The 20,690-nt window shown below is 52.6% G+C and carries 19 protein-coding genes; 6 read left to right on the top strand and 13 right to left on the bottom strand.

Annotated features, from left to right (window positions below; translation table 11 throughout):
• The first annotated feature begins 17 nt into the window (after window positions 1-17).
• Entirely contained in the window at window positions 18-1,070 is a 1,053-nt protein-coding gene (locus tag LMED105_RS09205; protein WP_008250473.1) for a hypothetical protein, read from the top strand.
• 2 nt (window positions 1,071-1,072) lie between these two features.
• Window positions 1,073-1,936 (top strand): hypothetical protein, encoded by an 864-nt coding sequence (locus LMED105_RS09200; RefSeq protein WP_008250470.1) that lies wholly within the window; start codon window positions 1,073-1,075, stop codon window positions 1,934-1,936.
• Here LMED105_RS09200 and LMED105_RS09195 read toward each other — a convergent pair.
• The 6 genes from LMED105_RS09195 to LMED105_RS09170 form a co-directional block, all read right to left on the bottom strand.
• The gene (locus LMED105_RS09195) at window positions 1,917-2,399 is read right to left on the bottom strand and encodes a type VI secretion system tube protein Hcp (protein ID WP_008250468.1); all 483 of its coding nucleotides are present in this window, start codon (window positions 2,397-2,399) and stop codon (window positions 1,917-1,919) included. The genes LMED105_RS09200 and LMED105_RS09195 overlap by 20 nt on opposite strands.
• A gap of 165 nt (window positions 2,400-2,564) precedes the next feature.
• Window positions 2,565-3,764 carry a ribonucleotide-diphosphate reductase subunit beta gene (locus tag LMED105_RS09190; RefSeq protein ID WP_008250466.1) on the bottom strand — a complete coding sequence of 400 codons (1,200 nt, stop codon included), beginning with the start codon at window positions 3,762-3,764 and terminating at the stop codon, window positions 2,565-2,567.
• Window positions 3,765-3,880: 116 nt separating this feature from the next.
• Window positions 3,881-6,817: a ribonucleoside-diphosphate reductase subunit alpha gene (locus tag LMED105_RS09185; protein WP_083797156.1), complete on the bottom strand. Its 2,937-nt coding sequence runs from the start codon at window positions 6,815-6,817 to the stop codon at window positions 3,881-3,883.
• Between the two features lie 227 nt (window positions 6,818-7,044).
• Complete coding sequence (gene ampD / locus LMED105_RS09180; protein WP_008250463.1) at window positions 7,045-7,608, bottom strand: 1,6-anhydro-N-acetylmuramyl-L-alanine amidase AmpD; 564 nt, start codon at window positions 7,606-7,608, stop codon at window positions 7,045-7,047.
• 14 nt (window positions 7,609-7,622) lie between these two features.
• Entirely contained in the window at window positions 7,623-7,880 is a 258-nt protein-coding gene (locus LMED105_RS09175) for a PP0621 family protein (RefSeq protein ID WP_008250461.1), read from the bottom strand.
• Complete coding sequence (locus tag LMED105_RS09170; protein ID WP_008250458.1) at window positions 7,880-8,719, bottom strand: inner membrane protein YpjD; 840 nt, start codon at window positions 8,717-8,719, stop codon at window positions 7,880-7,882. Before LMED105_RS09170 ends, LMED105_RS09175 begins: the two co-directional genes overlap by 1 nt.
• Window positions 8,720-8,766: 47 nt before the next feature.
• On the opposite strand from LMED105_RS09170, the gene ffh reads away from it, so the two are divergent.
• Entirely contained in the window at window positions 8,767-10,164 is a 1,398-nt protein-coding gene (ffh, locus tag LMED105_RS09165) for a signal recognition particle protein (RefSeq protein ID WP_008250457.1), read from the top strand.
• Window positions 10,165-10,656: 492 nt separating this feature from the next.
• On the opposite strand, the gene LMED105_RS09160 is transcribed toward ffh, so the two are convergent.
• Window positions 10,657-11,355, bottom strand: a complete 699-nt coding sequence (locus LMED105_RS09160; protein ID WP_232222735.1) for a transglycosylase SLT domain-containing protein — start codon at window positions 11,353-11,355, stop codon at window positions 10,657-10,659.
• Window positions 11,324-13,084, bottom strand: coding sequence for a proline--tRNA ligase (locus tag LMED105_RS09155; RefSeq protein WP_008250452.1), 1,761 nt, complete (start codon window positions 13,082-13,084; stop codon window positions 11,324-11,326). The genes LMED105_RS09160 and LMED105_RS09155 overlap by 32 nt, the downstream gene beginning before the upstream one ends.
• 140 nt (window positions 13,085-13,224) lie before the next feature.
• Here LMED105_RS09155 and LMED105_RS09150 point away from each other — a divergent pair, with 140 nt between their 5' ends.
• Window positions 13,225-13,785 carry an RNA pyrophosphohydrolase gene (locus LMED105_RS09150; protein WP_008250450.1) on the top strand — a complete coding sequence of 187 codons (561 nt, stop codon included), beginning with the start codon at window positions 13,225-13,227 and terminating at the stop codon, window positions 13,783-13,785.
• 36 nt (window positions 13,786-13,821) lie between these two features.
• On the opposite strand, the gene LMED105_RS09145 is transcribed toward LMED105_RS09150, so the two are convergent.
• From LMED105_RS09145 to rplU, 5 genes are all read right to left on the bottom strand, one after another.
• Entirely contained in the window at window positions 13,822-14,682 is an 861-nt protein-coding gene (locus LMED105_RS09145) for an alpha/beta fold hydrolase (RefSeq protein WP_008250448.1), read from the bottom strand.
• 31 nt (window positions 14,683-14,713) lie between these two features.
• Window positions 14,714-15,835 carry a glutamate 5-kinase gene (gene proB / locus LMED105_RS09140; protein ID WP_040513070.1) on the bottom strand — a complete coding sequence of 374 codons (1,122 nt, stop codon included), beginning with the start codon at window positions 15,833-15,835 and terminating at the stop codon, window positions 14,714-14,716.
• Window positions 15,836-15,840: 5 nt separating this feature from the next.
• Entirely contained in the window at window positions 15,841-16,956 is a 1,116-nt protein-coding gene (obgE, locus tag LMED105_RS09135) for an Obg family GTPase CgtA (RefSeq protein WP_008250444.1), read from the bottom strand.
• 132 nt (window positions 16,957-17,088) lie between these two features.
• The gene (gene rpmA / locus LMED105_RS09130) at window positions 17,089-17,349 is read right to left on the bottom strand and encodes a 50S ribosomal protein L27 (protein ID WP_008250442.1); all 261 of its coding nucleotides are present in this window, start codon (window positions 17,347-17,349) and stop codon (window positions 17,089-17,091) included.
• A 16-nt stretch (window positions 17,350-17,365) separates the two neighbouring features.
• On the bottom strand, window positions 17,366-17,677 hold the full coding sequence (gene rplU, locus LMED105_RS09125) for a 50S ribosomal protein L21 (protein WP_008250440.1): 312 nt from the start codon (window positions 17,675-17,677) through the stop codon (window positions 17,366-17,368).
• A gap of 202 nt (window positions 17,678-17,879) precedes the next feature.
• On the opposite strand from rplU, the gene LMED105_RS09120 reads away from it, so the two are divergent.
• Both LMED105_RS09120 and pilB read left to right on the top strand, forming a co-directional pair.
• Window positions 17,880-18,872, top strand: coding sequence for a polyprenyl synthetase family protein (locus tag LMED105_RS09120; protein WP_008250438.1), 993 nt, complete (start codon window positions 17,880-17,882; stop codon window positions 18,870-18,872).
• 108 nt (window positions 18,873-18,980) lie between these two features.
• Complete coding sequence (gene pilB / locus LMED105_RS09115; RefSeq protein ID WP_008250436.1) at window positions 18,981-20,678, top strand: type IV-A pilus assembly ATPase PilB; 1,698 nt, start codon at window positions 18,981-18,983, stop codon at window positions 20,676-20,678.
• The last annotated feature ends 12 nt before the right edge of the window (window positions 20,679-20,690 follow it).

Genomic DNA, 20,690 nt, shown 5'->3' with positions numbered 1-20,690 from the left:
TTTTATTTTGCTGCCGCATGAACACCCAAGCCCGCACATTTCACGAAGACCACCTGACGCGCAAAGCGCAATCGCTACAACTCGCCTACACCCGTGCGCTGAATAGCCACGATGGTTCAGCGCCGCTATACCTGCATCAGGAAATGGATTTTCTCGGCCACTTCGAGCCCGATGCCCAAGTTAGCCTGGCGATGGTGCCCGAGGTAATGCAGCAAGACCCTGTGGCTGGGGTCATGCTGATGACCTCGCAATTGAACACACAGCAAACCAGTACGCTGGTAAGTGCATTTGAAAAGGGCACAGTGAGCGCTGCCTTGCTTGCTCAGTTATTTGGTGTAACCAACTTGCCCGGCAACTTGGCCAATTTAATTGAAGCTGCAGCCAAAGCGCGCTTTACTTCAAAAATGAAAACCGAATTGCGAGCCACACTGGCCAGCGGTAAACCGCGCACGGTGAAACTTGGCAACGGTGTGGAACTGAAAGCCGTGGGCCTTAAAGGCTCCAACCAGTTTGGCAAACACGCCGACGTGCTTATCCGGGTTCGTCAAACCAACGCCAAACAAATTACCTTGCTGGAGAAAAACCAGTTCGAAAAAATCAGTAAGAACATGAGCACTAAATCAATGGGGCCCAATGCATTCAAATATGACAAGGTACTCAGCTTGAGCAAGCAAGCCTCAGATGAAATGTGGGAGTTGCGCAGGCTTACAGGATCATCTTTTCTGGGCTCCGCGAGAGTGGGTGGTGTTCTAACGTTCGGCCCCACATTGATCAACGACGTGATGACCAACTACAACCACAACGCAAAGCTGGATCAAAAATTCAACTACATGCAATTCGCAGTGGATAGCGCCAAGAATCAAACTGGAAATGTTGCGGCTTTGGTAGGTGGGCTCGCATTTGCAAAAGTCGCGGTAGTGGCTTTAGGTATGGCTGGCTTTACTGTCGCAGGTGCACCTCTCGTACTTATCGGGCTAGGTGCTGGCGTTTTGATCGGAGTTGCTTATAACCTGTCTAGCGCGCCGAATCATATTGAGCAGAAAGCGAAAGCTTTTTTCGGGGCAAATTAAGCATGATTAAATCCTACCTCCCCTTCAATGATTTTTTTACCTCTTCCTTTTGCCTCGCGTTCTTCTATGCCTATGGGGTTGTAGTTCCGTTAGCCTACTTATTTGACCTTTCCGAACAGGCTATCACCGCATTATTCGCAACCGTTAGCTTGCTCGTGATTTCAGTTTTGTATTACGTCGTGTTTGTTGCACAGGTCAACATTGCAAATGCTCTCAAGCTTTCAATCTTTATTCTCCCAATCACATGCCTGACAACTTTTCCTGAAGTCTTGGGCATGGTACTAGACGCTCCAATTTTTCTGAGCAACGAATCCCGTTACTTCAACTCTTGGTACGCACTTGCTGTCGCAACAATCAGTTACATCTGGGCCTTAATTGATACAAACGTACAGATCAACAAAGGCAAAGTTGACATTCGGAAGCCCATCGAACTATGGACTATTAACGTCTATCTTGCAGATCATTCTTTTGAGGACAGAGACAAACAAAAGAGCCTAACTGCATTGGTCATAACCTGGGTTTTGATTGGGGTCATGATGATCTACGTTTTTGTTCTGCCAACAATTACCACAGAACCAGATGATCTAAAACTATTACTCGCCAAGGTTGGGGCGATGATACCCACAGCTGCCTTGGTTGGCATCCTCTTCATGTTTATGGGACAAACAACCAGTGTGATGAGACTAGAACGCGAATTGGGTAATCCACTTACCTTTCGAAATCATCATTTGCGTATGAAATGGCGCCACGACTACGTGAAGTACCACCTGCCCGCCCCAATCCGCAAACTTAACCTGAGGCTGTTCAACCAACATGTGGAGGAGTATGAACGCCTCCAGAACGAAGTTAAATCTTCACGCACTTAATACAATTAAAACCGGCGGTGACAGCAGCACCGCCCGTGCCATCACCATTCTGCGGTTTGTATTCTTCCTGATACTCTGTGAACGCGAAGGTGACCACTTCTAGGTCACCATCGTCACCTGCGCCCAGCGAAATATCAATGTCACTCACAATCACGTCTTTGAAAGTAATGCGCAAATATTCAAGCGGAACAAGGCCAGATTTTCTCTTGGTCAACACCATGGTGTCGTAAAGCTGACCGATACAGGTTTGTGCATGCAGCGTGGGGGAAGCACGGTCTACGCGCTTTTCAACACGTAAAGATTTCACTTCCGCGCGCCCTGCTGGGGCCAACACGCCACCATTGGCACCCACCGCCACTTGCATGCCCCAACGTGCACTTAGCAGCTCCATTTCGCCCGCGTGCTTCAAGTCAACCGACTCGCCTTTCACATTGCCCAATTTCAAAAACAGATCTGCTGACATGGTGCCCCAACTCCAAGAATTTAAATAATCGGGAAGTGTAGTCAGCCAGCGATAGAGGGTAGAAATTTAGGTTGCTGCCACCCACTCAGGGTGATACTTGAAAGGCCCAATAAAAAAGCAGCCCGAAGGCTGCTTTCTTTTACATCACGGCATGCAACTGAAAGATTAATCCCAGCTCAACGCACCGCCAGTTTGGTACTCAGTTACACGGCGTTCGAAGAAGTTGGTTTCTTTCTTCAAGTCCATCATTTCGCTCATCCATGGGAATGGGTTGGTTGCGCCTTCGTACAAGGTGCCCAAGCCAATCTGGTTGGAACGGCGGTTGCAAATAAACTTCATGTATTCCATAAACTGGGCAGAATTCAAACCCAACACGCCGCGTGGCATGGTGTCTACGGCATACGCGTGTTCAAGTTCAACAGCCTTGCGGAACATGGCCTTGATCTCTTCCTTGAACTCGGGTGTCCACAGGTGTGGGTTTTCCAGTTTCACGGTGTTGATCAGGTCGATACCGAATGTGCAGTGTGCAGACTCGTCGCGCAAAATGTACTGGAACTGCTCGGCAGCACCAATCATTTTGTTTTGGCGGCCCAGCGCCAGAATTTGCACAAAGCCTACGTAGAAGAACATGCCTTCCATAATGCAGGCAAAAGCGATCAGGCTCTTCAGCAATGTTTGGTCTGCTTCAAGCGTGCCGGTTTTGAATGACGGGTCAGTCAACACATCAATGAACGGCAGCAAGAAATCGTCTTTGGCCTTGATGCAGGAAATTTCGTTGTACGCGTTGAATGTTTCCGCTTCAGGAATACCCAGGCTTTCTACAATGTATTGGTAAGCATGGGTGTGAATGGCTTCATCAAACGCTTGGCGCAGCAAAAACTGGCGGCACTCGGGCGCTGTAATGTGGCGGTAGGTACCCAGCACAATGTTGTTGGCAGCCAGTGAATCGGCTGTTACAAAAAAGCCCAGGTTACGCTTCACGATCAGGCGTTCGTCTTCGGTCAAACCGTTGGGGTCTTTCCAAAGCGCAATGTCGCGGTCCATGTTGATTTCTTGCGGCATCCAGTGGTTGGCGCACTGGCTCAGGTACTTTTCCCAAGCCCACTTGTACTTGAAGGGCACAAGCTGGTTCACATCGGTGGTGCCGTTAATTACGCGCTTGTCGGCGGCGTTTACACGGCCAGCCTTTGCACCTTCAGCCGCAGGTTGCTGCACCACAGGGCGCGCAGCTTGCTGATACAAACCCTGGCTGGCTGCAGGCGCAGCAAAACCCGAAGCCACAGAACCCATGGCAGGCATGGCAGGCTTGGCCGCTGCTGCTGTTTTGCCCATGGTTGCATCAAATTCATCGTCCCAAGACAGCATATTTTCTAACTCCTTAACTAATACACTGTATAAAGTCACAGTGTCATTATGTTCATTTTTATTCACTTGGGCAAGTCTTGGTCACTTGCCCAAATCGCTGGTCTTTTATTCAAACTTTACTGGCAAGCTTCGCACTCGTCGAAGCCCGCATCGCCTGGGCGCATGGTGCACACCTTGCCTTCAATTTCTTGCTCAGGCAGGTTAGGCACCAAGCCAGTGGCCGGGGCTGATGTAAACGCAGCAGACGCACCGCCTTCCGCATTCACGGAATTCAACTCACCGCCTGCCAAGGTTGATTTCTCAGCATGCGTGGCACCAATAGTGCGCAGGTAGTAAGTGGTTTTCAAACCGCGAATCCAGGCCAGTTTGTACGTGTCGTCCAAACGCTTGCCGCTGACACCCGCCATGTAAATGTTCAAGCTTTGGCCTTGATCAATCCATTTTTGGCGACGGGCTGCAGCTTCAACCAGCCAGCGTGGGTCCATTTCAAACGCTGTGGCGTACAGGCGCTTCAGGTCTTCTGGAATCCGGTCAATCTTCATGACCGAACCGTCGAAGTACTTCAGGTCAGAAATCATCACTTCGTCCCAAATGCCCAAGCGCTTCAAGTCGCGCACCAAGTGTTCGTTCACGATCGTGAATTCACCACTCAGGTTCGACTTCACATACAGGTTCTGGAATGTGGGCTCAATGGAAGCCGCTACACCAATAATGTTGGAAATGGTTGCCGTGGGCGCAATGGCCACGCAGTTCGAGTTGCGCATGCCGTGCTTCTTGATGCGTGCGCGCAGTGCGTCCCAGTCCATACGGCTGCTTGTATCCACTTCAACATAACCGCCACGCTCTTCTTCCAGCAGCTTCAGTGAATCCAAAGGCATGATGCCCTTGTCCCACAGCGAGCCCTTGAAGGTGCTGTAAGCACCGCGTTCGGCCGCCAACTCAGTCGAGGCTTCGTAGGCGTAGTAGCAAATGGCTTCCATGCTTTCATCGGCGAATTCAACTGCATCACGGGATGCATAAGGCTTGCGCATCATGTGCAGTGCATCCTGGAAGCCCATCATGCCCATGCCCACAGGGCGGTGACGCAGGTTGGAATTGCGCGCCTTGGCCACTGCGTAGTAGTTGATGTCGATCACGTTGTCCAGCATGCGCATGGCCACGCCCACAGTTTTCTGCAGCTTCTCGTGGTCTAGCACCAGCTCGCCGTTGTCGGCGGGCTTCAGGTGACGCGTCAGGTTCACGGAGCCCAGGTTACACACCGCAATTTCATTCTCGTTCGTGTTCAGGGTAATTTCTGTACACAGGTTGGACGAGTGCACCACGCCCACGTGTTGCTGGGGGCTGCGAATGTTGCAAGGGTCTTTGAACGTAATCCAGGGGTGACCGGTTTCAAACAGCATGGAGAGAATCTTTCTCCACAGCTTGGCTGCTTCCACGGTTTTGAACAATTTCAAATCGCCACGGGCAGCCTTCTCTTCGTAACCCACGTAGGCTTTTTCGAAGGCTTTGCCGTACAGGTCGTGCAAATCGGGGCAATCGGATGGGCTGAACAGGGTCCAGTTACCACCTTCCATTACACGCTTCATGAACAGGTCAGGAATCCAGTTCGCGGTGTTCATGTCATGCGTGCGGCGGCGGTCGTCGCCAGTGTTCTTGCGCAATTCCAGAAACTCTTCAATGTCCATGTGCCAGGTTTCAAGGTAGGCACACACCGCGCCTTTGCGCTTGCCACCTTGGTTCACGGCAACAGCCGTGTCATTCACCACTTTCAGGAATGGCACAACACCTTGTGACTTGCCGTTGGTGCCCTTAATGTGGCTGCCCAAGGCACGAACAGGCGTCCAGTCGTTACCCAGGCCGCCAGCAAACTTGCTCAACAGCGCGTTTTCTTTGATGCCTTCATAGATATCGTCAAGGTCGTCACCAATGGTGGTGAGGTAACAAGAAGACAACTGCGAACGAATGGTGCCGCTGTTGAACAATGTGGGCGTAGAGCTCATGAAGTCGAATGTGGACAGCACTTCATAGAATTCAATGGCGCGTGCTTCGCGATCCACTTCATTTAAGGCCAGGCCCATGGCCACGCGCATGTAAAACGCCTGTGGCATTTCAATGCGGGTGCCTTCTACGTGCAGGAAGTAGCGGTCGTACAGGGTTTGCAGACCAAGGTAATCGAACTGCAAATCGCGTTCGTACTTCAGGGCCGCGCCCAATTTCTTCATGTCAAACTGGGCCAGGCGATTATCGAGCAGGCCAGCGGCAATGCCTTTCTTGATGAACTGGGGGAAGTACTCGGGGTACACCTGCGCCATTTCATCTTGCGCAATTTCGCGGCCAATAATTTCACGGCGAATTGTGTGCAGCAACAGGCGCGATGTAACCAGCGTGTAGCTGGGTTCATTCTCGATCATGGCGCGTGAGGCCAAAATCGCAGACTTGAAGACTTCGTCGATTTTCACGCCGTCGTACAGATTCTTCAGGGTTTCTTTCTGCAGGTGTGCAACGTCAATTTCATTCAAGCCAACGGCAGCACTCTCAATCAACGCTTTCAGTGCTTCAACATCGAGGGGGCGCTTGATGTCGCCGTCCATTACATTCAGAGCATGCTGCTCGGCTTGCTCAACCTGCTTGGCTGCGCGTTCTTGCGCACGGCGCTCGCGGTACAACACATAGGCGCGAGCCACTTCAGCTTCACCAGAGCGCATCAGGGCCAGCTCAACCTGGTCTTGAATGTCTTCAATGTGGAAAATACCACCGGAAGGCTGGCGACGAACCAAGGCATTCACCACGCTGCCGGTCATCTGTTCAACCAGTTCACGAATGCGTGCAGAAGCAGCACCCTGGCCACCATTCACTGCCAGAAATGCTTTGGTCATGGCCACGGCAATTTTGCTGGGCTCAAAACCAACCACGGCACCATTTCGGCGAATAATTTTGTAGTTTGAGTACGCGCTGTCAACCACAGGCGCTGCACCAGCAGGCTTAGAGGTGGACAAGGGCGCATCAGTTGCCAAATTGCTCGCCAAATCTGAGGTTCCATGGCTAGTTAGCATGCATCTTTCTCCTGGAATAAACGTGTTCTTGAGGGTTTGTTTTTGTAGTGGGGTAAAACTGGCAACCACTATATCTTGTGTTTTGTATGTGGCTTGGAACTAATTGTAGTGGTCGAAACACGATTTGGCAAACACTTTCTTATCCCCAACTTGTGCACAGAGTTATCCCCTGTGAACAACTTGTGGACAAGCATGGGATAACCGCAGTGCAACAAAAAAACGGCCTTTTAAAGACCGTTAATCTGAAGTTCGTAGGTGTTTGATTTGCGTAGACCTTTCCAGTCAAAGAAGGGTCCGGGGTCGGTTTTCCGGGTGGGTGCTATCTCGCTGTGCGCCATTGCATATTTCAGTGGATAACGTGCTTGTAACTCCAAAGCAAGGCGCTTCAGGCTGGCGTATTGGGTTTGCTCAAACGGGGTGTAAATATCGCCCAGCAACTCAATGCCGATTGAAAAATGATTGAAATTACTGCGGTCCATTGCGGCTGAAATTCCGGCATGCCAGGCCCGTTTTTCACACGAGACAAATTGAGTCACAGACCCATCCCGATCAATCAGAAAATGAGAGGACACATGCAGGCCGATCAACTCGCCAAACGAGGCATGGGAATGGCAATCGAGCCGATTCAAAAACAGGTCGGTGATTAAGGCGGAGTCTCGCCCACGCTCGGGCAAGCTGATGCAATGAACAACCAGGGTATCCACCACAGTGCCCATGGGGCGCGCATCCTGATTGGGGCTTTGCAGGCGGTGTACCCAGTCTTCTTCAATCCAGCCTTCGTCCAGCCACATGGCCTGCCCCTTCGTTAGCGAACTTTCTCTCCGGCCGCCTTGGCATGCTCCATGCCGCAATAAAAGCGCCCCTGCATCATCACGCCCTCAGACATGGGGCTGTAAGCGCCGCAATGCTGGCAAGGCATGATCTCTTCCTGGGTTTTACGGCCCAGATTGCCTTTTTGTTTAACGTCTACACCGGGTTTTTCACCCAATTGTTTGCGCTGCCAGCTTTTGAAAAGAATCCAGGCCACCAACGCCAGGCCCAGGAAAAACAGAATACGACCCATCAAACTGCCCTTTTCAAAATAAATTCCAGCACAAACTGGGTACCAAAATAAGCCAATACCAACACCGCATAGCTGCCCAAACACCAGCGCAAAGCCACTTTGCCACGCCAGCCAAATACCACACGCCCGCCCAGCAATACCGCGAATGAACACCATGAAATGATGGCGAACAGGGTTTTGTGATCAAATCGCCAACTGCTGCCGCTCCACTCTTCAGAAAACAGAAAACCTGTGATCAGGGTGAGCGACAACAACACAAAGCCCGCCCAAAGCTGCCGGAACAGAATCGACTCCATGGTGAGCAGCGAGGGCAATTGATCCAGAAGCCGTTCCCGCAGCACGCGGTTTTCCTGATTAGACGCCACAGGCTGGTGCAGGGCTTTTTCCTGAAAGGCCATCACGATGCCATGGGCAGCCGCAATACCCAACAAACTATAGGCTGCCAGTGCAATCAACAGGTGCAACTGAAACAAATGATCGCCAGCCATGCGAATTGCAGCGTCTTCGCCCATCCACAGTGGAAGCAAAAACACCACGGCACACAGCGGAAACACAATTAACTCAAGCAGTGGCACACGGTTGAAAAAACTTTCAACAAAGGCGACCAAGGAGGCCAGCCAGGCCACGCACATCAAGCCAAGAACAAAACCGAAGTGCATGCCATCGGTTTGAAACAACAGGGTGCCCAACAAATAACCCGACACCAGCAACGCCAAAGCAACCAACGCACGGTTTAACCCTGCAGGTGCAGACCATTTGCCGAAAACGTTCAGCGCCGCCAATCCACCCGAGGCGGACAGCAGCGGCACTGCGAGCGCGTACAATATTGTGTTGTTCATACCAATCAGTTTACTCGATTCATAGCACGAGTCAGGGGCACCATACGATGTTTGAAAACCTCTCCGATCGCCTAACGCGCGTTGTCAAAAATATCAAAGGCGAAGCCCGCATTACCGAGGCCAACACGCAGGAAATGTTGCGTGAAGTTCGCTTGGCGCTTCTGGAGGCCGACGTGGCCCTGCCCGTGGTGAAAGAGTTCATCAATCAGGTGAAGGAACAGGCGCTGGGCGAGGAAGTGCTGAACAGCTTAACCCCCGGCCAAGCCCTGGTGGGCATTGTTCACAAGCAGCTAATCAAGCTGATTGGCGAGAAAACAGAAGAAATCAACCTGGCCGCGCAGCCCCCGGTGGTGATTTTGATGGCAGGTTTGCAAGGTGCTGGTAAAACAACCACCACCGGCAAGCTGGCCAAGTATTTAAAAGACAACCTGAAAAAGAAAGTGCTGACCGTTTCAGCCGACGTGTATCGCCCTGCGGCGATTGAACAGCTAAAAACAGTCAGCGGGCAGGCAGGCGCCGAGTTCTTTCCTTCCGACATCACTCAAAAACCAGTCGACATTGCCTTGGCGGCGCTGAACCACGCCAAACGCCAGTTTTTTGATGTGCTGATTCTGGACACGGCAGGCCGCTTGGGCATTGATGAAGCCATGATGAATGAAATCAAGGCTTTGCATGCAGCAGTTAACCCGACTGAAACCTTGTTTGTGATCGATGCGATGTTGGGTCAGGATGCCGCCAACACTGCCAAGGCCTTCAACGAAGCCCTGCCCCTGACCGGCGTGGTACTCACCAAAATGGACGGCGATGCGCGTGGGGGTGCCGCCCTTTCCGTGCGCCAAATTACGGGCAAACCCATCAAATTCATGGGTGTGGGCGAAAAGCTGACTGGCTTTGAGAAATTTCACCCCGACCGTGTGGCGGGCCGAATTCTGGGCATGGGCGACATCGTTTCCTTGGTGGAAGAGGCCAAAAAAGGCATTGACCAGCACGAAGCGGAAAAACTCGCCAAGAAACTGAAAAGTGGCAAGGCTTTTGATTTAAACGACTTTTTGGCGCAAATCAGCCAGATGCGAAACATGGGTGGCCTGCAAGGGCTGATGGACAAATTGCCCAGCCAACTGATGAAAGGTGCGGGCGATGTGGATGCCACCGCCGCAGAAAAGCAGATGAAGCGCACCGAAGCCATTATTTTCTCAATGACCATTGCCGAACGCACCAAGCCCGATATTTTGAAAGCTTCCCGCAAGCGCCGCATTGCTGCGGGTGCGGGCGTGCAGGTTCAGGAAGTAAACCGCTTGCTGAAACAGTTTGAGCAAATGCGCGACATGATGAAGAGCATGCAGAAAGGCGGACTGGCCAAGTTGATGAAAAAAATGGGTGGCGGCGGAAAAGGCGGCTTCCCTGGAGGCGGCATGCCACCGGGTGGCGGGTTTCCAGGCATGTAATCAACTGCGGATTCAGGCCCAATCGTCTTGGGTTCCGATCTCTCGCCAGAAAACCTGTATTCCCCTTGCTGAGCCTTGCGATGCCTGAGAACGACCCTCCTAAACTGCGGGTCGGGTCCGTTCTCTGTCGCCCATGCTGGGCAACACCGGCCCTGCTCGGCACGCAAGGGCAGGTTTTCTTGAAGGCGAGGCGATCGAAACACCGCCGCCGATTGGGAGCTGAACTTGCAATGGGTCGCACGATGACCAGTCAGAAAACTTGCCGGCTTGGCGCGCCGAGACTAACGATCGCGCCTTGGCGCGAAAGCCAAGACCCGACCGTTACTTTTGGAGGGCTTGGCTTAGTGCAGGCTCAAGACGACAAGCCGAAATGCCAAGTTTTCGGGCAGCGGTGACCCTTCAAGTTCAGCTCCCACGTCACCGGTCCAGTGCGACACAAACAACCCACGCGGAGTGGGCAATAAACCGAAACGGCGAACCTTCAAGTTCAGCTCAAAAGTCACCCGCAATGCGCGGCGCAGGCTTCGGGGGTTCAACATAGCTGTAGCCCCAATTGCGATCCAAACGGTCATACACCAGATTCGGGTAGGTCATTTTCCCAAGGCTGCCGTTGTAACGCCCCAGGGCCCGGTCCAGATTGCCTTTTTCAATGTCGAGGTAATGCCGCAAAATAAGGCAGCCATAGCGAATATTCACGCGCGGCTCAAACAACTCCCGAGAACTTCCGCTGGACAATACATCAGTCCAAAACGGCATCACCTGCATCAAACCAATGGCCCCGGCATGGCTCACCGCATCGGCACGGAAGTTACTTTCAACCTCAATTAAAGCGAAAATAATTTGAGGATCAATGCCAACTCGTTGCGCCTCATAGCGAATAATCTTGATGAGCTCTGTTCGCTGGGTGAAATCAGGTACACGGCGGGCCAGGCGGCGTGACATGTCGGCCATCCAGTCGATACGGTGGCTTACGGAATCAAAAATTGGACGTGGTGCCGCAGGGGCATTCAAGGCGGTACGAAGCGCCAGGCGCACATGGTCTGCCATGGGTTCGTATTGCTGATTGGCAAAGACCGGTGAACCAACACCGGTCGCAGCCACTACAACCGCAACAAGCACAAACACCCGGCGGGCACTGCGCACCAACCGGGCAAACGGATTACAAACTGACTTGCCTGCTGGCAAGCTCAACACACAACTGCTCAAAAATTTCCCCAACTTCAACATCGCGCTTTTCAACCTTGCCATCGCGGGACTGAAACTCTACTTTGCCCTCTTTCAGGCCACGGTCACCCAAGGTAACCCGCAGCGGCACGCCAATCAACTCCCAATCTGCGAACATCACGCCTGGGCGCTCATCGCGGTCGTCCAGCATCACATCCACGCCAGCATCTTTCAGCATCTGATAAAGCTTGTCGGCCTGCGCCTTCACTTCGTCGCTTTTCTTGTAGCCGATTGGGCATAAGACCACTTCAAAAGGCGCTATGCTCAATGGCCAAATAATGCCGCGATCGTCGAAATTTTGCTCAATGGCAGCACCCAAAATACGGGTAACACCAATGCCATAGCAGCCCATTTCAATCACTGCTGGCTTGCCGTTTTCTTCCAAAAACTTGGCTTGCAGGGCTTCCGAGTACTTGGTGCCCAAATAGAACACGTGGCCCACCTCAATACCACGACACATGGCCAGCACACCTTTGCCGTCTGGCGAGGGATCGCCTTCAACAACATTTCGAATGTCGGACACCTCGGGCTCGGGTAAGTCACGCCCCCAATTCACGCCCGCGTAGTGATAGTCTGCGGCGTTGGCACCGCATACAAAATCACCCATGGCGGCGACGCTGCGGTCAGCCACCACCCGCACATCTGGCGACAAGCCAACTGGGCCCAAATAACCTGGTTGGGTGCCAAAAGCAGCCACAATTTCAGCTTCAGTGGCCAGGCGCAGTTCCTGAACGCCCGCCAGTTTGCCCAACTTGATGTCGTTTACCTCGTGGTCACCGCGCACCAACGCCAATACAATTTGTACCTTCTTGACTGGCTTGGTTTCATCTTTTTCCAGGTACTCATTGGCAAACACCACACTTTTAACAGTTGCGGTCAAAGCCAGCCCCAACTGCGCAGCTACTGCTTCGCAGGTCGAATTGCCGGGGGTGTGTACCTTGTCCATGGTCTTGCTGGCGACTGGGCGTTGCGCGGTGCACACGGCCTCAGCCAATTCAACGTTGGCGGCATAGTCTGAACTGGGGCAGTATGCAATTGCATCTTCACCTGTGTCGGCGATCACATGAAACTCGTGGCTGCGGTTGCCGCCAATTGAACCGGTGTCTGCATTCACAGCCCGGAAGTTCAAACCAAGGCGGGTGAAGATACGGCGGTAAGCGTCGTACATCACATCATAGGTTTTCAGGGCGGCTTCTTGCGTGCGATCAAAAGAATAGGCGTCTTTCATCACGAATTCGCGACCACGCATCACACCAAAACGGGGACGAATTTCATCTCGAAACTTGGTTTGAATCTGGTACAGGTTCAGTGGCAGTTGTCGGTAACTTTTCACTTCCTTGCGCACCACGTCGGTGATCACTTCCTCGTGCGTCGGGCCAATCACATAATCACGATCGTGCCGGTCTTTCATGCGCAACAGCTCGGGGCCGTACTTTTCCCAACGGCCGCTTTCCTGCCACAGCTCGGCAGGCTGAACGGCTGGCATCAGCAACTCAAGCGCGCCAGCGCGGTTCATTTCTTCGCGAACAATATTTTCCACTTTGCGAATTGAACGCAGACCCACAGGCATGTAGGTGTAAATGCCACCGGCCAAGCGCTTGATCATTCCAGCCCGCATCATCAGTTGATGGCTGATCACTTCTGCGTCAGCAGGGGCTTCTTTCAGGGTATTCAAAAAAAACTGGGTGGCGCGCATTTGCAAAAAACTCGTGAGTAATGAATTGGTTAGAACTGCGATTGTACTTTTATCCGCTCGCAGCGCGGATACCCTAGGTGTACAAACGCAGGCGGGTGCTTATAATGACTCTAAATTGTAAAGAAATCTGCGGGGCGCGTATGCTTGATAAAGAAGGCTACCGTCCCAACGTCGGCATTATTTTGACCAATTCCCGAAAGCAGGTCTTTTGGGGTAAGCGAATTCGTGAACATTCCTGGCAATTTCCGCAGGGCGGAATTAAACATGGTGAATCGCCTGAACAAGCCATGTACCGGGAACTCCACGAAGAAGTTGGCTTGTTGCCAGAACATGTTGAAATTATAGGAAGAACCAGGAATTGGCTGCGGTACACCGTGCCTGATCACTGGATTCGACGGGAATGGCGGGGAAGCTACAAGGGCCAGAAACAAATCTGGTTTTTGCTGAAATTGGTTGGAAGGGATTGTGATGTCAGCCTGCGGGCTACTGAACACCCCGAATTTGATGCCTGGCGTTGGAACGAGTATTGGGTTCCACTTGAAAACGTAATTGATTTCAAACGGGAAGTGTACAAACAAGCATTGGGAGAGTTGGCCAAACTGCTGTTTTCCAGAAATGACCCAAGGCGACTGCCTAGGGGCGACCACTGGGAGCCTGCTGTTAAAACCGAAGAAACCCAAGAAAAACCTGAGTCGACATAAAAAAACGCGAACCACCAGGTTCGCGTTTTTTTTATTCTATTGCCTATCCAGCAGGGGTTTCAATGCACCCAACACTTTTGCAGCGTCTTCCAGGTGTGGATAGTGCCCCAAACCTGCCAATCGAATGGTTTGTTTGCCGGGTACCAGTTCTTCAAAGCGCTGCACCATGTGCTCGCCGGAAATCGGGTCTTCAACGCCATCAATCAACGCAAAGGGCATGTCGGCTTTTTGCAAGGCTTCTACCCAACGGTCACGGTTTTCGCGCCTTTCGCGCATGTACTGAATCAACAGGTGCATGCACAAGTTGCCTTTCTTGTGGGCCATCAACGTCCAGGCCGCATCAATATCAGCATCGCTTAATCCCGCCGAGCACACGCTGCGCAGGCTGGCAGACAGCTTTTCCTTTTTCATGAATCGGGTGAACACAAACCCGAAGGGACTGAGGAGCAGTTTTTGAACCAGAATGGCTCGGTGTGTTTCGGGGAAGAGGCCGCCGTTCAGCATCACCACTCGCTTTAAGCGAAAACCCAGTTTTCCCTCAGCATGGCGGGCCAGCAACTCCTGGCCCACGGTGTCGCCCACATCGTGCGTAATCATTGTGCATTCATCCACACCTTTGCTTTTCAACAATGCTTCTGCAATGTCGGCCTGGTTAAAAATGGAATGCTGCCAGGTGCGCGGCTTGTCGGAATAGCCATAGCCCAGCATGTCGAATGCGATCAAACGATGAGTTTCGGCCAGATCAGGCCACAGCAAATGAAAGTCGTAACTGGCGGTTGGAAAACCATGAATAAGCAGCAAGACTGGTTTATTGGATGCCGCTGTGTCTTGCACAAAGATGGAGTGGCCTTCCCAGTCGAAAAACTGCCCGCTGTTTTTCCACATCGACAGCTCCATCAGCCCACTCCTTCCTTGCAAATTTGTTGTGTCAGGCCAATACCACCATGTTGTCTCGGTGTATCAACTCAGGTTCATCCAGATAACCAAGGATGGACTCTATCGCGCTGGTGGGTTGCTTGGCAATTTTTTTAACCTCGGCGGCTGCATAATTTACCAAGCCACGTGCCACTTCCTCGCCCTCTGGGCTCAGGCAGGCTACCACGTCACCTCGCTGGAAATTGCCCTGGCAACCTGTTACGCCAATGGGCAACAAACTGCCTTTTTTCTTGCGCAAAGCATCGGCCGCGCCTGCGTCCAACAACAGCGAACCTTTCAATTTCAAATGGTCGGCCATCCACTGTTTTCGCGCCGCCAAGCGACCCAGTGGGGCTTTCAGGTAAGTGCCCACCGGCTCACCCTTCATCAGGCGAACCAGCACATTAGGCTCATGACCGCTGGCAATGACCGTGGCCGCGCCACTTCTTGCAGCACGTTTGGCTGCGAGAATCTTGGTGATCATGCCGCCGGTACCCACACTGCTGCCCGCACCACCTGCCATTTTCTCAAGCTCGGGGTTGCCCGCAGTTTCCTCATGAATGAATTTGGCGTCAGGGTTCTTGCGAGGGTCGGCACTGTACAGGCCAACCTGGTCGGTCAAAATAACCAAGGTGTCGGCTTCAACCAGGTTGGTGACCAGTGCGCCCAGGGTGTCGTTGTCACCAAAGCGAATTTCGTCGGTCACGACTGTGTCGTTTTCATTGATGATGGGCACTACTTTGTGGCCCAACAAGGAATACAGGGTAGAACGTGCATTCAGGTAGCGTTCGCGATCGGCCAAATCTGCGTGGGTCAACAACACTTGCGCACACACCAGGCCATGTTCAGCAAAGCAAATTTCGTAGGCGTGTACCAAACCCATTTGCCCCACCGCCGCAGCAGCTTGCAGCTCATGAATTTCTTTGGGGCGTTTGGCCCATTTCAGGCGTTTCATGCCCTCGGCAATTGCGCCTGAAGAAACCAGCACCACCTCACAACCTTGATTGGTCAATTCCGCGATTTGTGCCGCCCATGCACGAATGGACTCCATGTCCACACCCTTGCCACCCTTGGTAACAAGCGAGCTGCCAACTTTGACCACCACACGTTGATTTGCCAGAGATTTCTCTGCCACGAAAATTACTCCTGATCGTCGCCAGTTTCTTGAGGATTGATGAGTGTACCTGTGCTTTCGCGAAAGCGTGCATCAGGCTCGGGTGGAAATTCCACTTGCATTTGCTGCACCAGGTTCTCGTACACAGAGCGCATCAGGTTGGCCGTATTCTCACCGGTCAAACTTGAAATGGGGTGAACCTGCCCTTGCCAACCGGTCTTCTCGCGATATCGGGTTACAAAATCGTCGATTTTGGCTTTCCGGTCTTCTTCAGCGATCATGTCGATTTTGTTCAACACCAACCAGCGGGGTTTGGCCCACAGGTCTTCATCGTATTTTCGCAGTTCTTCGACAATGGCCGCGGCCTCGTAAACCGGGTCTACGTTGTCGTCAAACGGGGCCAAATCAACAAGGTGCAACAGCACGCGTGTGCGACTTAAGTGCTTCAAAAACTGGTGCCCCAGGCCCGCGCCTTCGGCGGCACCCTCGATCAAACCAGGTACATCAGCGATCACAAAGCTTTGGGCGTGCCCAATTCGCACCACGCCCAGATTAGGGTGCAAGGTGGTAAAGGGGTAATCCGCAATTTTGGGGCGGGCATTGGATACCGCAGCAATCAAGGTTGACTTGCCCGCGTTGGGCATGCCCAGCAAACCCACATCGGCCAATACCTTCAATTCCAGCTTGTAGCGGGCTGAATCGCCGTCTTTACCCTTGGTAAATTGCCGTGGCGCACGGTTCACACTGCTTTTGAAGTGAATGTTGCCCAAGCCGCCATCGCCGCCCTTGGCAATCAGCACTTGCTGGCCATGTTCAGTCAGGTCGGCGACCACCAGTCCGGTTTCGGCATTCACGATGGTGGTGCCCACTGGCATTTTCAACACAATGTCTGGCCCGGCTGCGCCATAGCAATCAGATCCACGGCCGTTTTCGCCACCCTTGGCACGGTGCTGTTTGGAAAAACGGTAATCAATCAAGGTATTCAGGTTGCGATCGGCTTCGGCAAACACGCTACCACCCTTACCGCCATCGCCGCCATCCGGGCCGCCCTTGGGAATGAATTTCTCTCGACGAAAGCTGCCAGAGCCATTGCCGCCCTTGCCTGCGAACACTTCGATTGTTGCTTCGTCGATGAATTTCATGCTTATTCCTGATAACTGCGCCCGCTAACTGCGCCTTTTAACTTTAAATTTGAATGTACCTGTCCAAAAACGAAAATAGCCCTGCAATGCAGGGCTATCGGACCAAGCACGGTGTGCGGTGCAAACGAAGGATTAACCCTCGTTGACCACGCTCACAGTTTTGCGGCGCAGAGCGCCTTTCACTGAGAACTGCACCTGACCGTCTGTCAGGGCGAACAATGTGTGATCTTTGCCCATGCCGACGTTGTCGCCAGCATGAAAACGTGTACCGCGTTGGCGAATGATGATGCCGCCGGCATTGATTGCCTGACCGCCAAACACCTTCACACCCAGTCGCTTGGCTTCTGAGTCACGTCCGTTGCGCGTAGAGCCGCCGCCTTTCTTACTTGCCATGAGTCATTCTCCTCTATCAAGCGTTGATGGCTTGGATCTGGATTTGAGTGAAGTTCTGGCGATGGCCTTGACGCTTTTGGTAGTGCTTGCGACGACGCATCTTGAAGATCTTCACTTTGTCGTGACGACCGTGTGCCAAAACAACTGCAGTGACCGAAGCCCCTTGAACCAGTGGAGTACCCACTTTAACTGTGTCGCCGCTACCGCAAGCAAGCACTTCGTTCAGAGAGATTTCTTGGCCAATGTCAGCAGGTATCTGTTCTATTTTCAATTTTTCGCCAGCAGCAACTTTGTATTGCTTGCCGCCGGTTTTTATGACCGCGTACATAGTTGACCCTTATTTCTTTAAACTAACTTTCAATTAATGAACCCGAAAAAATTCGGATAGCCCGCAATTATGCTCGGAAAGTGCAATGTTGTCAAAGCCTTGTGATCATCCAGCGTTCATTCTGTTGACCCGGTGCGGCTTTTCGCAAACACCGTCAAGTACAATAAGCGCAACATAAATCATCCCGACATGCAGTGAACCCATGCCCAGCCCAGTTCCCAGTGTGAAAAGTGTGTTGTCCCCCATCGCGGCCGACATGCAGCAACTTGATCAGGTCATTCGAACCAGCCTGCATTCCGAGGTCAGCCTGATCAACCAGATCAGCGATTACATTATCAATGCAGGTGGAAAGCGGTTGCGCCCCGCATTGGTTATATTGACCGCACGGGCCTTGGGCGCAACCCAGCAACAAATGCAGCAAACCATTGAATTGGCTGCAATTGTTGAATTTATTCACACCGCCACACTACTGCACGATGATGTGGTCGATGAGTCGGACATGCGCCGTGGCCGCCTGACTGCGAATGCAGAGTACGGAAACTCGGCTGCAGTGCTGGTGGGCGACTTCCTGTATTCCCGCTCGTTTCAGATGATGGTAAAAATTGGCTTGATGGATGTCATGGACGTACTGTCAGAGGCCACCAACACCATCGCCGAAGGCGAAGTATTGCAACTGTTAAACTGCAAAGACCCCGATGTCACAGAAGCGCGCTACATGCAGGTCATCGACTTTAAAACTGCCAAGCTGTTTGAAGCCTCCTGCCGACTGGCGGGCATTGTCACCGGGCAGAGCAAGGAAGCGATCACAAACCTGGGCCGTTTCGGCGCAGAAGTAGGCAGTGCGTTTCAACTGATCGATGACGTACTTGATTACGCTGGAGAAAGTGCAGCTTTGGGCAAAAATGTGGGCGACGACCTTCGCGAAGGCAAACCCACCCTGCCCCTGATCCACGCCATGCAGCACGCCAAACCACAGGTACAAAACCAAATTCGGGATGCGATTGCCAATGGCGGCACCCAGGATGTGAGCGTCATTATGGCGAGCATAGAGCAAACCGGCTCACTGGCTTACACGCGCAACAAGGCGCAGGCGCTGGCAGATTCGGCGAAAACCCGCCTGGGATCACTCACCAGCAACCCGTATACTGAAGCACTGGCGGTGCTGTGCGATGTTGCCGTGAATCGCAACACTTGATCCGCGCGAAAAACATCCGCCTAGGTGATTGATAAGTACATACTGAATACGCATAGTTGGGCAATACAACTGTTGATCCAAACCGTTCACTTTCAAGGATCTTGATCTATGAGCATCAGTAGTGCAATTGTCAAAAGCTCGGGGCTTGTGCGGGCACTGACCGCCAAAGGAATTCTGGACAACGCCCAGCTGGAGCAATTGACGGCAGAGGAAGCCCAGGGCCGATCCGTGGCCGAGTGGATTGTGAACAACGGATTGGTGAGCGCCGAACTTTTGGCCAGCACCGTTTCGCAGCATTTTGGCTACCCTCTGCTTGACCTCAGCCAGTTTGACGATACCCGCGAAGGCCTTGAGTCGGATTTGATTCAGGCTGAGAAGGGGCTGGAAGCTTTTGTATTGAATCGCCGCCACGGCTCGCTCAGTGTAGCCATGGCCGACCCCACTGACCTCAGCACCATTCAGCAACTGAAGTTTCGCACCCAGTTGCAGGTGGAACCTGTCGTGGTTGAATACGACAAGTTACTTAGCCGCATCGAAAAAAATGATCCCTCTCAAGGCATGGATGAAGGCCTGCTGACCGAGGTTGAATCTGACGCTGGCAATTCAAACAATGAGGAAGCCTCACCGGACGTCGACGATGCTCCAATTGTGCGGTTCGTTCAGCGAGTGCTGAGTGATGCCCTGAAAAAAGGGGCCTCGGACATCCACTTTGAACCCTATGAAAAAAGCTACCGGGTTCGATTCCGCATTGACGGCGTACTTCAGGAAACCTCACAGCCCCCACTGGCCGCCAAATCAAAAATTGCGGCTCGGATCAAGATTATGAGCCGTCTGAACACCACCGAAACACGTGTTCCCCAAGACGGCCGAATCCGACTCACTCTCGGAGCCGATGAACGCAAAATCGACTTCCGGGTCAGCACCCTGCCCACCTTGTTTGGTGAGAAAATTGTGATGCGTTTGCTCGACTCCAGCAAATCGCTGCTAAAACTTGAGCAACTGGGGTTTGACACGACCCAGCGCACGGCTGTCGAAAAAGCCCTGGCAAAACCACACGGCATGATTCTGGTCACCGGGCCCACTGGCAGCGGGAAAACAGTCTCCCTGTACACCTTTCTGCAAATGCTGAACAACGACTCCATCAACATCAGCACCGTAGAAGACCCCGCAGAAATCAATCTGCCGGGCATCAACCAGGTCAATATCAACGAGCGGATCGGCCTGACTTTTGCCAAGGCCTTGCGAGCCCTGCTGCGTCAGGATCCCGACGTCATCATGGTCGGCGAAATCCGGGATCTTGAAACAGCAGACATTTCAATCAAAGCCTCACAAACAGGTCACAAGGTACTGTCCACCTTGCACACCAACGACGCCGTGTCGTCCATCATCCGCTTGAAAAACATGGGTGTTGAAACCTTCAACATCGCCTCGTCGGTCAGTCTTATTATTGCGCAAAGACTGGTGCGCAAACTTTGCAGTTGTAAGTCACCGCACCCGCTCGGGCTGCAGGCATTGACCACCTCAGGCCTTTTAAAAGAGGTCCCCCAAGAGGATTGGACACCCTTCTGCGCGGTGGGCTGCGAGGCCTGCAATGGCACAGGATACTCTGGTCGCACCGGGATTTACGAAGTGTTACCCGTGTCCGAGGCCATGCAGGAACTCATCATTTCGGGTGCATCTGCTCTCGACATGGAGCGCCTTGCCCGCCAAGAGGGCATTGCCAGCATGAGTGAATCGGGCGTTGCCAAAGTTCGCTTGGGCATCACCAGCATCGAGGAAATTCTGGGCGCGACAAAAGCCGATTAATCTGCTTGCGAG

This window comes from Limnobacter sp. MED105 (assembly GCF_000170915.1).
Taxonomy (GTDB): domain Bacteria; phylum Pseudomonadota; class Gammaproteobacteria; order Burkholderiales; family Burkholderiaceae_B; genus Limnobacter.
Note: the sequence above shows the minus strand (reverse complement) of the source record. Positions and strands in the feature narration are given on the sequence as shown.

Coding starts and splice junctions, on each gene's coding strand:
- LMED105_RS09205 (WP_008250473.1), top strand. CDS start 18: ATGAACACCCAAGCCCGCACATTTCACGAAGACCACCTGACGCGCAAA.
- LMED105_RS09200 (WP_008250470.1), top strand. CDS start 1,073: ATGATTAAATCCTACCTCCCCTTCAATGATTTTTTTACCTCTTCCTTT.
- LMED105_RS09195 (WP_008250468.1), bottom strand. CDS start 2,399: ATGTCAGCAGATCTGTTTTTGAAATTGGGCAATGTGAAAGGCGAGTCG.
- LMED105_RS09190 (WP_008250466.1), bottom strand. CDS start 3,764: ATGCTGTCTTGGGACGATGAATTTGATGCAACCATGGGCAAAACAGCA.
- LMED105_RS09185 (WP_083797156.1), bottom strand. CDS start 6,817: ATGCTAACTAGCCATGGAACCTCAGATTTGGCGAGCAATTTGGCAACT.
- ampD (WP_008250463.1), bottom strand. CDS start 7,608: ATGTGGCTGGACGAAGGCTGGATTGAAGAAGACTGGGTACACCGCCTG.
- LMED105_RS09175 (WP_008250461.1), bottom strand. CDS start 7,880: ATGGGTCGTATTCTGTTTTTCCTGGGCCTGGCGTTGGTGGCCTGGATT.
- LMED105_RS09170 (WP_008250458.1), bottom strand. CDS start 8,719: ATGAACAACACAATATTGTACGCGCTCGCAGTGCCGCTGCTGTCCGCC.
- ffh (WP_008250457.1), top strand. CDS start 8,767: ATGTTTGAAAACCTCTCCGATCGCCTAACGCGCGTTGTCAAAAATATC.
- LMED105_RS09155 (WP_008250452.1), bottom strand. CDS start 13,084: ATGCGCGCCACCCAGTTTTTTTTGAATACCCTGAAAGAAGCCCCTGCT.
- LMED105_RS09150 (WP_008250450.1), top strand. CDS start 13,225: ATGCTTGATAAAGAAGGCTACCGTCCCAACGTCGGCATTATTTTGACC.
- LMED105_RS09145 (WP_008250448.1), bottom strand. CDS start 14,682: ATGGAGCTGTCGATGTGGAAAAACAGCGGGCAGTTTTTCGACTGGGAA.
- obgE (WP_008250444.1), bottom strand. CDS start 16,956: ATGAAATTCATCGACGAAGCAACAATCGAAGTGTTCGCAGGCAAGGGC.
- rpmA (WP_008250442.1), bottom strand. CDS start 17,349: ATGGCAAGTAAGAAAGGCGGCGGCTCTACGCGCAACGGACGTGACTCA.
- rplU (WP_008250440.1), bottom strand. CDS start 17,677: ATGTACGCGGTCATAAAAACCGGCGGCAAGCAATACAAAGTTGCTGCT.
- LMED105_RS09120 (WP_008250438.1), top strand. CDS start 17,880: ATGCCCAGCCCAGTTCCCAGTGTGAAAAGTGTGTTGTCCCCCATCGCG.
- pilB (WP_008250436.1), top strand. CDS start 18,981: ATGAGCATCAGTAGTGCAATTGTCAAAAGCTCGGGGCTTGTGCGGGCA.